The 14,290-nt window shown below is 64.5% G+C and carries 8 protein-coding genes; 4 read left to right on the plus strand and 4 right to left on the minus strand.

Going from position 1 to position 14,290, the window contains the following annotated elements; translation table 11 throughout:
- Nucleotides 1-41 precede the first annotated feature (41 nt).
- On the plus strand, nt 42-2,927 hold the full coding sequence (gene traA / locus C7I55_RS02935; RefSeq protein ID WP_106511357.1) for a Ti-type conjugative transfer relaxase TraA: 2,886 nt from the start codon (nt 42-44) through the stop codon (nt 2,925-2,927).
- Nucleotides 2,928-3,146: 219 nt separating this feature from the next.
- Here the strand turns inward: traA and C7I55_RS02940 are convergent, their stop codons facing one another.
- Entirely contained in the window at nt 3,147-5,126 is a 1,980-nt protein-coding gene (locus C7I55_RS02940; protein ID WP_199192691.1) for a glycoside hydrolase family 2 protein, read from the minus strand.
- 923 nt (nt 5,127-6,049) lie between these two features.
- Between C7I55_RS02940 and C7I55_RS02945 the strand changes: the two genes are divergently transcribed.
- The 3 genes from C7I55_RS02945 to kduI all read left to right on the plus strand — a co-directional run bounded on the left by C7I55_RS02945 (nt 6,050) and on the right by kduI (nt 12,004).
- The gene (locus C7I55_RS02945; protein ID WP_106511358.1) at nt 6,050-8,827 is read left to right on the plus strand and encodes a TonB-dependent receptor; all 2,778 of its coding nucleotides are present in this window, start codon (nt 6,050-6,052) and stop codon (nt 8,825-8,827) included.
- A 131-nt stretch (nt 8,828-8,958) separates the two neighbouring features.
- Nucleotides 8,959-11,094 carry a CehA/McbA family metallohydrolase domain-containing protein gene (locus tag C7I55_RS02950; RefSeq protein WP_146150911.1) on the plus strand — a complete coding sequence of 712 codons (2,136 nt, stop codon included), beginning with the start codon at nt 8,959-8,961 and terminating at the stop codon, nt 11,092-11,094.
- Between the two features lie 70 nt (nt 11,095-11,164).
- Nucleotides 11,165-12,004, plus strand: a complete 840-nt coding sequence (gene kduI / locus C7I55_RS02955) for a 5-dehydro-4-deoxy-D-glucuronate isomerase (protein WP_106511360.1) — start codon at nt 11,165-11,167, stop codon at nt 12,002-12,004.
- A 173-nt stretch (nt 12,005-12,177) separates the two neighbouring features.
- Here the strand turns inward: kduI and C7I55_RS02960 are convergent, their stop codons facing one another.
- The 3 genes from C7I55_RS02960 to C7I55_RS02970 are packed head-to-tail and all read right to left on the minus strand — an operon-like array spanning nt 12,178 to nt 14,268.
- A complete protein-coding gene (locus tag C7I55_RS02960) occupies nt 12,178-13,077 on the minus strand; it encodes a sigma-70 family RNA polymerase sigma factor (RefSeq protein WP_269845190.1) in 900 nt (299 codons plus the stop codon).
- Nucleotides 13,064-13,507: a hypothetical protein gene (locus tag C7I55_RS02965; protein ID WP_106511362.1), complete on the minus strand. Its 444-nt coding sequence runs from the start codon at nt 13,505-13,507 to the stop codon at nt 13,064-13,066. Before C7I55_RS02965 ends, C7I55_RS02960 begins: the two co-directional genes overlap by 14 nt.
- The gene (locus C7I55_RS02970; RefSeq protein ID WP_233222009.1) at nt 13,504-14,268 is read right to left on the minus strand and encodes an SDR family oxidoreductase; all 765 of its coding nucleotides are present in this window, start codon (nt 14,266-14,268) and stop codon (nt 13,504-13,506) included. The genes C7I55_RS02965 and C7I55_RS02970 overlap by 4 nt, the downstream gene beginning before the upstream one ends.
- Nucleotides 14,269-14,290 lie beyond the last annotated feature (22 nt).

Genomic DNA, 14,290 nt, shown 5'->3' on the forward strand with positions numbered 1-14,290 from the left:
TCGTGCCGACGTCGCTTTTCGGGTGTAAGTGGATTGCCGCCATGGCGATCTACCACTTCTCGGCAAAAGTAATCTCCCGCGCGAATGGATCCAGCGCGCTTGCAGCCGCTGCCTATCGCTCCGCATCTCGCCTGCACGATCAGCGGCTAGAGCGGCATCACGACTTCTCCAACAAGGCGGGCGTCATCCACTCCGAAGTGCTGTTGCCGGACGGCGCGCCGGAGCATCTCTCGGATCGCGAGCGGCTCTGGAACGAGGTCGAAGCCGGAGAGAAGAGGATCGACGCGCAGCTTGCGCGAGAGATCGAGTTCGCCCTGCCGCGGGAGCTGACGTCCGAGCAGGGCATCGAGCTTGCGCGCGACTTCGTGCAGCGTGAGTTCGTGGCGCGCGGTATGGTCGCGGACCTCAACGTGCATCGGGATGTCGGCGCCGACGGCGAGCCGAAGCCGCATGCGCATGTCATGCTGACGATGCGGGAGGTTGGTGAGGACGGCTTCGGCGCAAAGGAGCGCGAGTGGAACCGCACCGACTTGCTGCAGCATTGGCGCGAAGCCTGGGCCGACCACGTCAACCAGCGCTTGGCCGAACTCGACATCGATGCACGCGTCGATCATCGCTCGCTTGAGGCGCAGGGTATCGACCTCGAGCCTCAAAACAAGATCGGCCCTGCGGCGGCGCGGATGGCCGGGCAGGGGCTCCAGCTTGAGCGTGTCGACGAGCATCGGGATATCGCACGTTCGAACGGCGAGAAGCTGCTCACGCGCCCTGCGCTCGCCTTAGACGCGATCACACGCACGCAGGCAACGTTTACGACGCGCGACCTGGCGATGTTCGTGCATCGGCACAGTGACGGGAAAGAGCAGTTCGACCAAGTGATGGCGGCCGTGAGGGCGGCGCCGGAACTAGTTGCCCTTGGCCGCGACGGCCGCGGCGAAGAGCGTTTCACCAGCCGGGAGATGATCGAGACCGAACAGCGGCTCGAGCGCGCGACGATCAGGCTTGAGGCACACCGTCATCACGGGGTGACCGAGCACCGTCGCCAGGCCGCACTCGCCCGCGCCGCAGCACGTGGTCTCGTGCTTTCGGGCGAGCAGCGCGGCGCGTTTGAGCACGTGACGGACGCGCGCGGCGTCAGCAACGTCATCGGCTATGCCGGCACTGGTAAGTCGACAATGCTCGGCGTCGCGCGAGAGGCGTGGGAAGCTGCAGGGCACCGGGTGCAGGGCGCGGCCCTGTCCGGCATCGCGGCCGAGAACCTGGAGGCCGGCTCAGGGATCGCGGCGCGGACGATCGCGGGCCTTGAGCATCAGTGGGCGCAGGGAAGGGACCTGCTCGCACCGGGCGACGTGCTTGTCATCGACGAGGCCGGCATGATCGGCACACGGCAGATGGAGCGCGTTGTCTCGGAAGCCGAGAAGCGCGGCACCAAGGTCGTGCTGGTCGGGGATCCCGAGCAGCTGCAGGCAATCGAGGCCGGCGCTGCCTTCCGCGCCATCGCCGAGCGGCATGGCAGTGTCGAGATCACGGACATTCGCCGGCAACGCGATCAGTGGCAGCGAAATGCCACGCGTCAGCTCGCCACCGGGCGGACGGACGAGGCGATTGCGGCCTACGTGGAGCGCGGTCATGTGCATTCGGCAGACACGCGCGACGATGCCTGCGCCAAACTCATCGAATGTTGGGATCGGGACCGGGCTGCTGCCCCCGAGGCGAGCCGGATCATTCTGACGCACACGAACGACGAGGTGCAGTCGCTGAATGGTCTCGCCCGCAAGCGGCTCTTCGACAGGGGCGAACTTGGCGATGAGGTGACGGTCGCCACCGAGCGGGGCGAACGGCTCTTCGCGGCCGGTGACCGGATCATGTTCCTGAAGAACGAGCGCAGCCTCGGGGTAAAGAACGGGTCACTCGGCCGCGTGGAAAGTGTGAGCAGCGCCCGCATGGCGGTGCTCCTCGATGATGGCAGGGCCGTGGCGTTCGACATCAAGGACTATGCGCACGTCGATCATGGCTATGCTGCCACAATCCACAAGGCGCAGGGTGTCACTGTCGACCGGGTGCATGTGCTCGCGACGCCCGGGCTCGACCGTCACGCCGCCTACGTGGCGCTGTCGCGCCACCGAGACCAGGTCGACCTGCATTACGGTCGGGACGATTTTGCCGATCAGGGTCGCCTTGTCCGCACGCTCGCGCGGGAGCGCATGAAGGACATGGCGTCTGATTACGCCCGCGCTTTCGCGGATCGGAGGGAGATCCGGCTGCCTCAGCCGGTGCCGGACCGGACGCTCGTTGAGCAGGTCCGCGGCCGTTTCGACGGGCTCGAACTGCGGGTCTCCACACCTGAGCTTCCGACATCTCCGAACGCTATGGCGCCAGACCGGACCGCTGATCTCCCGCGTGCCGTCGAGCGCCACGCGAAGATCGTGCGGCTCATGCGCTTCCATCACAGCGTCGGGGATCCATACACGCAAGAGCAGCGGAGCGAACTCGCTGCCAGTCGGGCCGCCCTCGATGCGATCCGTCCCAAGGCAACGCTGGATCTGGAGACCGCAATGATGGGCGATCTTCGGCTGGTCGAGGACGCAGCAAAGGGGCGCACGGACGCTGCGATCCGGGCAATGCAGCTAGAGTCCGAGCTGCGCGTCGATCCCCAGCTTCGCGCCGATACATTCGTCCAGCGCTGGCAGGCGCTGGACCGGCAGCGGCGGCTGCTACTTCGAAATCATGAGGACACGCGGGCTGACAGGGTCGCCGGACGTATGCTCGACATGGCCAAGAGCCTCGACCGGGATCCACAGGTCGAGTCATTGCTGCGGAACCGGAAACAGGCGCTTGGCATCCCTGCAACGTCGGAGCGAAGCGTTGGGCAAAGCCTGGGAGAGATGATCGGCCGGGGCCGGAGCAGGGGGCTCAGCATCGGGATGTAAGCCGGAGCTGCAGGGCTGCCGTTGGTCCTAGTCGGGCCGTTCCCGTCGCCTCTCTAGGCTCACCAGGCACCTCAGTGCGCCCCCGCGTTCGAGACGTGCCCAGGCGGTTCTTGCGCCGGCAGTTTGCGACCAGTTCGAGGCGTTCGGCGGCACGAAGCTAACGAGCGGTCGTGCTAAGTCCGGACATTAGCCTTCCGACGCCGTAACCGCGCAGTTTGGTCACTTTCTTTGCTCCGGCGGCACCAAGGGAGCATGGATGCGCGCGAATTCCTCCACCGGAAGTTTGCTCTCCTCCCGGTCGTAGGTCAGCAGTCCGTTCACTTCGCCTTCCACGTCGCTGGTCTGCGTGTAGACGGCGGCGCTGAGTCCGCGCTCGCGGGCCTGGCGCACGATCTCGTCGAACTTGCGCCGATAACGGTGGGCGTAGTCCTTTCGGTCCGTGGCGGTCTGGTATCCCCAGTTGCGCATCTCCGGCCTCCACACATGCCCCTCGAGCGGTAGCCCAATTCCGCCATATTCACCGATCACCACCGCCCGGTTGGCCTGGTAGGACGGCGCGTTGGGCACATCCTCATAGCTGTGGATGTCGTACATATCAGTCCCAGCATCGCCGGTGTCGGTCCAGCCGCTGGTCTTGTTGATGGTGCGGCTCGGATCGAGATCGCGCACCATCTTTCCTAGGCGCGTCGAGGCATATTGCCCCCAACCCTCGTTGTTGACGACCCAGGTCACGATCGACGGGTGGTTGCGCAGGTCGCTGATCATCCGTGTCAGCTCATATTCGAACGCGTTTGTCGTCTCCTGCGGCATCACCGCTTCGGATTGCGACGACGGGCGGACGAACTGGTCGAGGCTGTCATTCTCCGCGCCCGAGGGCATATCCTGCCAGATCAGGATGCCCATCCGATCGGCCTCGTAATAATATTGCGCCGGCTCGACCTTGATGTGCTTGCGCAGCATGTTGAAGCCGGCCTTCTTCAGATACGCCAATTCCCAGCGTATCGCCTCCTCGGAGGGCGGCGTCAGCAGTCCGTCGGGCCACCAGCCCTGATCGAGGGTGCCGTTCTGGAACAGCGGCTTGTTGTTGAGCAGCAGCGCCGGCTGACCCGCGACCGGCCCGGCCCCTAGCGAGCTCTTGCGCATGCCGAAATAGCTCTCGACCGTGTCGGTCGGTGCGCCCTCGACCCTTGCGTCGCGGTATGCGGCGGCCTCGCGCTCGGTCAGGATCACGTCGCCGCGCGACTGATGCGGGCTTTTGTCCGTGTAACCGACTAGTGGATTCGCGACCTTCACCAGTTCCAGCTTGAGGTCGTACAGGAACGGGTCGGACGGCGACCACAGGCGCGCGTCCGGGATCGCCAGCCGGCCAGGGCGGTTGCCCCGCACGATCACGCTCGCGATCTTCCTACCTCTCGACGAGGCAGTGATCCGCACCGCGTCGGTATCGGTCGCGCTGTGGTTGAGGGCAACGTCGACCGCCAGCTCGCCTTTGTCGATATCGGGCGTGATCTTCACGTCCTCGATATGAAGCGGCGGTACCGGCTCCAGCCATACCGTCTGCCAGATGCCACTCACCGGCGTGTACCAGATGCTGTTGGGGTCGAGCTGTTGCTTGCCCCGGGGCTGCGCTCCAGCGGACGTCACATCGCTTACCTGCTCGACCAGATCGTTTTGGCCCGAGCGCAAATAGTCGGTCACGTCGAGTGCGAACGAGTCGGACCCGCCACGATGCGAGCCGACCAGCGAGCCGTTGACCAAGATGTGCGCTTCATAGTCAACGGCGCCAAAGTGCAGCAGCACGCGCTGGCCCTGCCACTCCGCCGGCACGGCGAAGTTCCTGCGATACCAGATCCGATCGGTGGGCAGCACCGATCGCGCGACACCGGACAGTTTCGCTTCGACCGCGAAAGGAACCAAGATCTTGCCGTCGGCGGTTGCCGGCATCGGCGCCGTCTTGTTGCGGATCGCATAATCCCACTGCCCATTGAGATTGAGCCAGCGCTCGCGCTTCATCTGCGGACGGGGATAGCTTCGCCAGGCATTGTCGGGGCGTACCTGCTTGCCCCAACGCGTGATCAGATCGCTGGTGTAGATTGGTGCACCGGTCTGCGCCTGCACCGGGGCCTGCGCCTGCGCCGAGACCGGCGCCGCCAGCGCGAGGGCGGTGAAGCCAAGCAACACATGCTTCATTCCGATCATGTCTTCCCCTCCTGTTCGGCCGGACGCCTGCTCGTATTCACGGACGCCGGGGGGACGATCGAATCTTGGCCATATCCCGTGGCCGTCCTCCTCTCATCGCGCCCACATACTTAAGCCACTCACTCCGTCGTCCGGGCAAACCCAAAGCTCCATAGGTCGCCACTGCAAACTCCACAACTCATATGACAACATTCTGATGATGGATCTGCCGACACTGCCTCGGCGCGGATTGGAATGGCAGATCTCGCACTCGCATACAGCTGATCCATCGGCGCGGCACGGCACCAGAAGGATGATCCCGGAGGTCTAAGGCCCGTCGAACCAGGACGAGTCCCCGAGGCGAGAGTCGGTGTGCCCCGTCAAGCAGGCGGCGGGAGGCCTTGCGGCAACGCGTATTCCAGCGTGCACTCGCTCAGCTTCACTCCGCCTTCTTCAAGCAAGAAAGAGATACTTGTATGATAACAAATCCGATGATAGTGATTCGGCTATCGACCGATGAGGACGGCAAGAACCCGCCCACCGGTCGACCGACTTTGCAGGTGATCGGCTTGAGCGCACGCGTGGCGCACAAATCGTTCTCGGCACAGTGGAGAGGAGCGTCAGGCATTTCCGAGCATAAGGCTGTCCCGTGTCGCGGGCGCATCTGAGCGCGTTAAGCTAAGCATTGGCCTAGAAGGCGGAAGGTCGGGTGAGTTGTTGCTTACCCGAGCGGGGGTCGACGCATGTCGCGCGTCCGTGCTGCTCATCCCGGCAGGCCGCTGGCGCGGCGGCAGTTCTTGCGAGCGGAGCGCACCGATCTCGCCGGTCCGCCGCGCCGAAAGGCGGCACCGCTGGGTGCACATCATTGCTCCCGGACGGGGCGGCAGCCGGCGCCGCTGCCTGATTAAGTAAAAAGATATGACAACATCAGAGAGGGGAATATAATGCTGAACCGGTGTGCATCTGCCGCCTTGCTGACCATGGCCGGCCATATCGTGGGGATGCCGCCGGCCTCCGCCCAGGCGGCAGACGCCCCGGAAGTCGCCCCACCCGCGCCCGCGGCAGCTGACTCCGCTTCGGAGCAGGAGATCGTCGTCACCGGCATCCGTCAGAGCCTGCAGGCCGCCGCCGACATCAAGCGGACCGCGGTTAACGTAGTCGACTCGATCGTCGCGGAGGACATCGGCAAGCTCCCCGATCTGACCACAGCGTCCGCGTTGCAGCGCATCCCCGGCGTTCAGGTGGTGGTCGGCGGCAACAACGAGATCGTCGGGGCGCGCATCCGGGGTCTGGAGGACATCATCTCGACTCTGAACGGGCGCGAGATCTTCACCGGGGTCGGGCGCGGGTTCTCCTTCCAGGATCTGCCTGCGGAGGCTCTTGCAGGCGTCGACGTCTACAAGTCGAACTCGGCTGATCGGATCGAAGGCGGGGTCGGCGGCGGGGTCAATCTGCGTCTGCGCCGAGCGCTCGACTTCAAGGAACTGACGCTGTCCGGCAGCGGCCGTGTCACCTATTTGCAGGAAGCGGGATCGGACAACACGTTCAATCCCGCCGTCAGCGGCCTCGTCGCCAACCGCTGGAACACGGGCATCGGCGATATCGCGGCGATGGTCGGCATCTCCTACCAGCGCAACGAATATGCCCGTCCGGTTGCCTGGAACGATTGGACGCGCAGCACCAACGTCGCCCCTGGCCGCACGTCCCCGAACCTCCATTCTCCGACCGGGTTCGCCGCGGGCGTCGAACATGGCCATTACGAACGTCCGCAAGGCAATTTCTCGCTCGAATGGGCGCCCGACAAGACCAGCAAGATCTATCTGGAAGGCCTCTATGCCGGCTTTCGCGGCAACGTCTACCAGGCTCGCCCCACCTTTCGCGCGTTTACCGGCACGTCCTTCGTCGCCGAGGCCGGCGATACGTGCGAGGACTTCGCGGTGGGGCCAGACGGCTATTTCTCGTCCAACGTCCGCTCCGAAAGCAATCCCAGGGGAACCGGCACGATACAGCGCCTCTGCAACGCCACCGGCTATACCGCCAGGAACATCGAATATTACACCGCGAGCGTCGCCAACAAGGCGAAGACGGATATCTTCGTGATCGCGACCGGCTTCAACAAGCAATATGGGGCGCTCAGCTGGAACACCGACATCTCCTATGAATCCTCGACCAACCGCAACGACAGCTTCCGCGTCGACATCGGCAAGCGTATCCCCGAGCTGATCCAGGTCCGCGACGACAATCACGTCGTCAAGGCCACGATGCCCGGCAATCCGATGAACGACCCTGCTGGCCTCGCCTTCACCAACGGCATGACCGAGGATATCAATCGCAGCAAGGGCACGATGTGGGCCGTGATGAGCGACCTCAGATACGATTTCGGCGGCTTCATCGATTATATCCAGGCTGGTGTGCGCGTTGCCCGGCGCAAGGCGGGGTTCGAACAATATCTCGGCGGACCGCCCGCACCGGGCGGATCGTTCGTCACTCCGCTCGCCACGGCGGGCCTGCCGTCCAACATCCTCGTCGAGGCTCCCGGCGTGCCGCAGATGAACGATGGTGCAGGCTACCTGCAGATCGACCCGGAATATTTGATGCAGGAGGATATCAAGCGGCAGCTGCGCACGCTCTACCGGATATCGCCGGACAGGCCGGCATTCGATCCGACCCGCGATTACGACGCGCAGGAGAAGAATTACGCGGGGTTCGTGCAGGCTCGCTATGCCTTCGCGCTCACCGACGGGATCGAGGTCGACGGCCTGGTCGGCGCCCGCCTGACCCGCACCGACCGCACGATCGCCGGTGCCGGCCGAGTCACCGATCCGGCGACCGGGACTTTCACGGTGGTTGCGGTCAACCGCTCGACCAGCGACACCGACATCCTGCCCAATGCCAGCGCACGGGTGAACTTCGGTGGCGGGCTGCAATCCCGGCTGAACTATTCCAAGACGCTGTCGCGGCCGAGCTTTTCGCAGCTCAATCCGGGGCTCAGCTACGTCGTGTCCTACGTCAACACCATCCAGAATTCGGGTTCGGGCGGCAATCCGGATCTTCGGCCACAAAAGGCCGACAGCTTCGATGCCTCGCTCGAATATTATTTCGGCCGCAGCAACTACGTGTCGGCGGTGGCATTCTACCGCGACATTACCGATCGCGTGGTCACCGGAACCGAGGTTCGCACCATCGACGGCCTTCAATATGTGATCTCGACGCCGCGCAATCTCGGCTCGGCCACGATCAAGGGCCTTGAGCTCAGCGGCCAGATCTTCTTTGATTTCCTGCCCGAAGGGCTGGACGGTCTGGGCGCACTCGGCAATTTCACCATCGTCGATAGCGAGGTGACCACCCCCGACGACCGGCTGCAGGGCCTGTCGCTGCTCGGCGTCTCGAAATACAATTACAACATAGGCCTGATCTACGAGAAATACGGCATCTCCGCGCGCGTGATCTACACCTACCGCTCGCGCTATTTCGACGGCGACATCACCAATGGCCTGTCGCTCAGGCCGGTCTCGCTTCCTGTCGGCCTGAACGGTATCCGCGCGGCCGGACGTCTCGATTTCGGCGTGAATTACGACCTGACACCCGACATCACCCTCAGCTTCGCGGGGACCAACATCACCGGGCAGAGGACGATCAACTTCGAAACCCGTCCGGATTTCCCGCGCGAGGTCCGCAACGATGATACCACCTACTCGCTCGGCGTGCGCTTCAGCTTCTGAGGCTTGGAATAGGAACGATATGCCCGATCCCCGCCGATGACGGACGGAGGGGAGGGCTCGGGCGGCCCAGCAGGGTTCGCATCACCGGATGATACAGGAGAAACGTTTTGCGCGGTTCGAAAAAGCACAGGATGACATGGCTGGGAGTGGGGTTCGCTCTGGCCGGCATCGCGGCACCGCTGGCTGCGGCGCCGGCTGGGGGGGGCCTCACCAAGCTGAGCCGGTCGACGCAGGCGCTGTCGGGAGACGTGCGGGTGACTCGCGCCGCAGATGCGGTGACGATCGACTGGCCGGCTGGAAGCGCGGTGCGCGGCGAGCTGGTGCTGTCGCTCCAGCGCGATCGTCCGCTGATCCAGTCGGTGGCGATCGGCGGCCGCGCCGTGCTCTCGGGAGTCGATCCGGCGGGTGTGGTGACCGTCGGCACGCGCGATCTCAAGCAGGGATGGACCGTGTTCTTCGACAATCCTCGTGAGCGGCCGTTCGAAGCCTTCCCACTCACGCTGCGGCGTGACGGTATCAGCGTCCGCAAGGATGGGGGCTACACCAAGGTCACGGTCGGCGGTGCGGCCGCGGGACCGTTTTCGGGCACGTTCGAATTTACCATCTATCCAGGCTCGCCACTGATCCGGGCAGCGATGGTGATGTCGACCCAGCGACCGGCAACGGCCTACACGTTCGATGCCGGACTTACCGCACCGACCTCGGCCGCGATGCCGTGGCGATCGATCGCCTATACCGATCTGACCGACACCCTGGTGCGGCGCGAAGGCGCGGACGCCCGCAGGCCGGCGGCCGCCCCGGAAGTGCGCGCGCGCATGATCGTCGCCGAAGGAGCGGCCGGCGGCGCGCTTGCGATCGTGCCGCCGCCGCACCAATTCTTCTACCCCGTCGATTATGCCAACAACGACAACAGCGCCTGGTACGGCAGCGACTATCGCGTGCTTGCCGGGCGCACGGGCTTCGGAGTGCGTCAGACCCTGGAGGGGGACCGACGCTGGGTGCCATGGGTCAATGCGAAGCCGGGCACGATGCAGGACATGGGTATCTTCTACCTGGCCGACCAGGGCGATGCCGCCACCGTCAGCCAGGCGGCACTGGCGCTGACTCGCGGCGATCGCTTCAAGGCGCTGGCCGGGCACCGTACTTTCACCAGCCATTATCACGTCGAACACGCGGTCGACTTCCTCAATCGTGCGCGCTTCCAGCAATCGACGGGCGTGCCTGCCGGCCTTGAAACTCCCGAGTTCGTCTCACGCTTCAAGGCGATGAACGTCGAGATCGTTCATCTCGCCGAGCTGCATCTGGGAAACAAGGAGCTCGATCGTGCCGGAGACCGGCTCACCCTGCTAAAGACGATTCACGGCGAGACGGCGCGACTCTCCGACGATCAATTGCTGCTACTACCGGGCGAGGAGCCGAACGTGCATTTGGGCGGCCATTGGCTCAGCATGTTCCCGAAACCAGTTTACTGGACGCTCGATCGCAAGGAAGGTCAGCCGTTCGTCGAAGACGATCCGGTGCTCGGCAAGGTCTATCACGTGGGGTCGTCCGACGACGTCCTCAAACTGATGGAGGTCGAACGGGGGCTGATGTGGACTGCTCATCCACGAATCAAGAGCTCGTTCGGCTTCCCCGATGCCTACCGCGAGGCACCCTTCTTCAAGAGCGATCGCTTCCTCGGCGGCGCCTGGAAGGCAATGCCCTCCGACCTTTCCGAGCCCCGGCTGGGCTCCCGTGTCCTCGACCTGCTGGATGACATGAACAATTGGGCGGCGGGCCCCGGAGAGCGCAAGATCACGCCAGGCGAAGTCGACGTTTTCCAGATTGACCGTCGCAGTGAGCTCTATGCGCACATGAACGTCAATTATCTGCGGCTGAACGGACCGCTGCCGACCCATGCGGGCGGCTGGAGCTCGGTGCTGGACGCGGTCCGCGGCGGTCACTTCTTCACGACTACGGGCGAGGTCCTGATCCCGAGCTTCACCGTCGATGGCGCGCAGAGCGGCGAAACCGCTGCCGCCGGCACGCGGGCGAAAGTCCGGGCAACTATCGAGTGGACGTTTCCATTAGCCTTTGCGGAAATCGTGAGCGGTGACGGCACCCGAGTCTTCCGCGATCGCATCGATCTGACCGACGGAGCGCCGTTCGGCAGCCGTACGATCACTAGGGAAATCGATCTCGGCGGGCGCAAGTGGGCCCGGCTTGAGGTGTGGGATGTCGCGGCCAACGGCGCATTCACCCAGCCGGTGTTCCTCGATCGCCGGTGACTGTCTGCTGGCGCGCTGCCCCGCCCCTCCCGACGTCAAGGCGGCCGAGCTTTTCAAACGAAAGACGAACATGTTCGAACGAACCTATTACGCCACCCATCCCGATGTGATGCAGGGTGCGCCCACCGAGACGCTGCGCGCGCTCTACCTAATCGACACATTGTTCCGACCGGGCGCATGCGTCCTCAACTACACGCACGCAGACCGGCTGGTGATTGGAGGCGTTGTGGTGGAGCATGGCAGCGTGGTTCTCCCCGCGCAGGTCGAGCCCGCGTCCACTGCGGGTCATCCCTTTCTCGAGCGTCGCGAATTGGCGGTAGTCAACGTTGGCGCCGCCGAAGGAGCGGTGACGGTCGATGGCGAGCTGTTCACGCTGGCGCCAAAGGATTGCCTCTACGTGACGATGGGCGCGGCCGACGTGCAGTTCGCGGGCGATGGCGCGCGCTTCTATCTGGTGTCGGCGCCCGCGCACGCCGCATTCCGAACCCGCAAGGTTTCCATTGTCGATGCCAATCGGCTCGAGCGCGGGAGCATGGAGGAGGCCAATGATCGCACGATCTACCAACTCGTCATCCCCGGCGTCTGCGATAGTGCGCAGCTGGTTCTCGGAATGACGACGCTGAAGCCCGGCAGCGTCTGGAACACGATGCCGCCGCACGTCCATGCGCGCAGGAGCGAGATCTATTTCTACTTTGAACTCGGCGACACCCAGGATCGAGTAATGCACTTCATGGGCGAGGGAGAGGCCACCCGTCACATTGTCCTCGCCAACGAGCAAGCTGTGATCTCTCCGCCCTGGTCAATCCATATGGGCGTGGCTACCCGTGCCTACACGTTTATCTGGGCGATGGCGGGGGAGAACCAAGATTATGGCGATATGGACGTCATGGACATCTGCCAACTCCGCTAGGTGCCGACGGACGGTGGTCTCGCCATGTCCTCGGCTGTAAACAGCCATCGGCTCCGGCCAGCCTTACGCCTAGGTGGCCGGCCGGATGGCGGAGTACGCAGCTTCCGCTCATGACCGCCGCGCTTATTCGCCCCGCCCACTCGCAACGACAGCTCCCGACCAATTCACGACCTTCAGTGGCTGTGCTGCGGATGACCGTCTGTGCCGAAAGCTGCCGCCACATGGCGGAGCTTGTCAGGATTACGAACTATATAGATCCCCATGATGCGGCCATCGCGTACATCAAGCGCAGTGGTCTGGAGCACGTCGCCCCGATCGATACTGATGTAGCCGGGCAGGCCGTTAATGGTCGCGGTGCGTAGCAGCGTCGGCGCTGACGTGTACTTCCGACGCAGCCCGAGGAACAAGCGAAGCGCTCGGTCGATCCCACGCACCACATTGCGGAAAGCGATGACCTTGCCGCCGCCATCGGAATGGATCTCGACGTCGCGCGCCAGCAATGCCGACAATGCGACCGTGTCACCGTCGCGCGCAGCAGAAAAGAAGGCTCGCGCGATCTGATCGGCCTCCGTCGCCTCTACGGTAAAACGTGGCCGCGCATGCTGCACGTGCTTGCGTGCGCGCGAGGCAAGCTGTCGCACGGCTGCAGGCTCCCGCCCCAATGTCGTCGCGACATCGGTCAGCGCCATGTCGAACACGTCGTGGAGCAGAAAGGCAGCACGCTCCAGCGGCGACAGGCGCTCCATGGCGAGCATCAGAGTGAGCGTCACGTCATCGGCGATCGCCTCCTCCGCCTCGGTCGTGCCCATGAGCGGTTCGGGCAGCCAGGCCCCGACATAGGTCTCCCGGCGTGCGCGGGCCGACTTGAGCTGGTCGAGGCAGAGACGCGTAACAACGCGGGTCAGATAGGCCGCCGGCGTGTCAACGCTCTCCGCCCTTGCCGCCCATCGCAGCCAGGCCTCCTGAACGACATCCTCCGCCTCGCTGACCGATCCGAGCATCCGATAGCCAAGACGCAGCAGTCTTGGCCGCTCGGCCTCGAAACCAGCGAGGCGTCCGTCATTGGGCGGCACGAGAGTCCTCCACCGGATGCGACCGGCGACTGCCGCCTGCCGCATCGCGCCACGCCCACAGGGCGAGAGCGGCCGTCAGTATAGCCGGAAGTGTCACTGCGGGAAAATCCTGAACCAGCGCGCCCGTCCCGCAGATGCCCACCGCCACCTCCCAGAAATGGAACAGCGCGTGGCCCCCAAGCCAGAGCGCAGCGAGGGACCACAGCGTGACGCGTGCCGCCGGCCGCGCGGCACCCGTCAGCATCGCGATACCGACTAGAAGGAAGATCAGTCCGATATCGCGCAGGAAGTGCTGGTTGAACGGGCCGGTGGTGGTGACGCCCGGGACCGCGAAGTACCAGTTCGCAGGCGAGATCAGCATGAACAAGCCATTGGCTATGGCCCCGAGACCGAGCGCTACCGCCAGCGCAATAGGATGGCGCCTGTTCATGCCTGCCCCTGCGACTGAGCGGCAAGCCACGCATCAAAACGCGTAGACGCAATCCGAGCGTCCTCTCTAGGCACCAGCGTGTGGTCGTCGGCGGGGGCGCCGAAATAGTTGCGATCGTCCGTGACGACGATCCGGCGCGGATCATCTCGCGCGCCAAGCCAGCTGGCGGTGAATTCCGCGAGCGGCGCGCGCTCGGGTCCCGCGACTTCGACGATGCCATCTGCCGGATCAGCCGTGGCTATCTCGGCAAGCAGGGCCGAGATGTCGGCGGCAGCGACCGGCTGGAGCGCAATGCGCGGCAAGTGCGCGGCGTCGCCCTGCGTATAGCCGTCCGCGATGGTTGACAGAAATTCGAAGAACTGGGTGGCCCGCACGATCGTGTAGGGAACGCCGCCAGCGGCGATCAGCTGTTCCTGCGCTAGCTTGGCACGAAAATAGCCCGAGGCTTGAAGGCGATCCGTGCCGACGACCGAGAGCGCGACGAAGTGGCGCACCCCGGCGTCGCGGGCCGCTTCCAGCAGGTTCGCCGTGGTGCCGCGAAAGAAGGCGAGAGCGGCCGCATCATCGAACGAAGGAGCATTGCTGACATCAACTAGCACCGCAGCATCTGTCAGCGCCCGAGCCAAGCCTGTTCCGGCTTGGGCATCAACGCCGGTGCTGGGCGATGCGGCGACGACCTCATGACCCTCGGCCCGCAGCAGTCCGACGAGGGGTCGGCCGATCAGTCCGGTGCCGCCGATAATAACGATCTTCATGTCCATGTCTCCGATGCAAGTGACTGCC

This window comes from Allosphingosinicella deserti, from assembly GCF_003012735.1.
Classification (GTDB): domain Bacteria; phylum Pseudomonadota; class Alphaproteobacteria; order Sphingomonadales; family Sphingomonadaceae; genus Allosphingosinicella; species Allosphingosinicella deserti.

Coding starts and splice junctions, on each gene's coding strand:
- C7I55_RS02945 (WP_106511358.1), top strand. CDS start 6,050: ATGCTGAACCGGTGTGCATCTGCCGCCTTGCTGACCATGGCCGGCCAT.
- C7I55_RS02965 (WP_106511362.1), bottom strand. CDS start 13,507: ATGAACAGGCGCCATCCTATTGCGCTGGCGGTAGCGCTCGGTCTCGGG.
- traA (WP_106511357.1), top strand. CDS start 42: ATGGCGATCTACCACTTCTCGGCAAAAGTAATCTCCCGCGCGAATGGA.
- C7I55_RS02940 (WP_199192691.1), bottom strand. CDS start 5,126: ATGATCGGAATGAAGCATGTGTTGCTTGGCTTCACCGCCCTCGCGCTG.
- C7I55_RS02970 (WP_233222009.1), bottom strand. CDS start 14,268: ATGGACATGAAGATCGTTATTATCGGCGGCACCGGACTGATCGGCCGA.
- kduI (WP_106511360.1), top strand. CDS start 11,165: ATGTTCGAACGAACCTATTACGCCACCCATCCCGATGTGATGCAGGGT.
- C7I55_RS02950 (WP_146150911.1), top strand. CDS start 8,959: ATGACATGGCTGGGAGTGGGGTTCGCTCTGGCCGGCATCGCGGCACCG.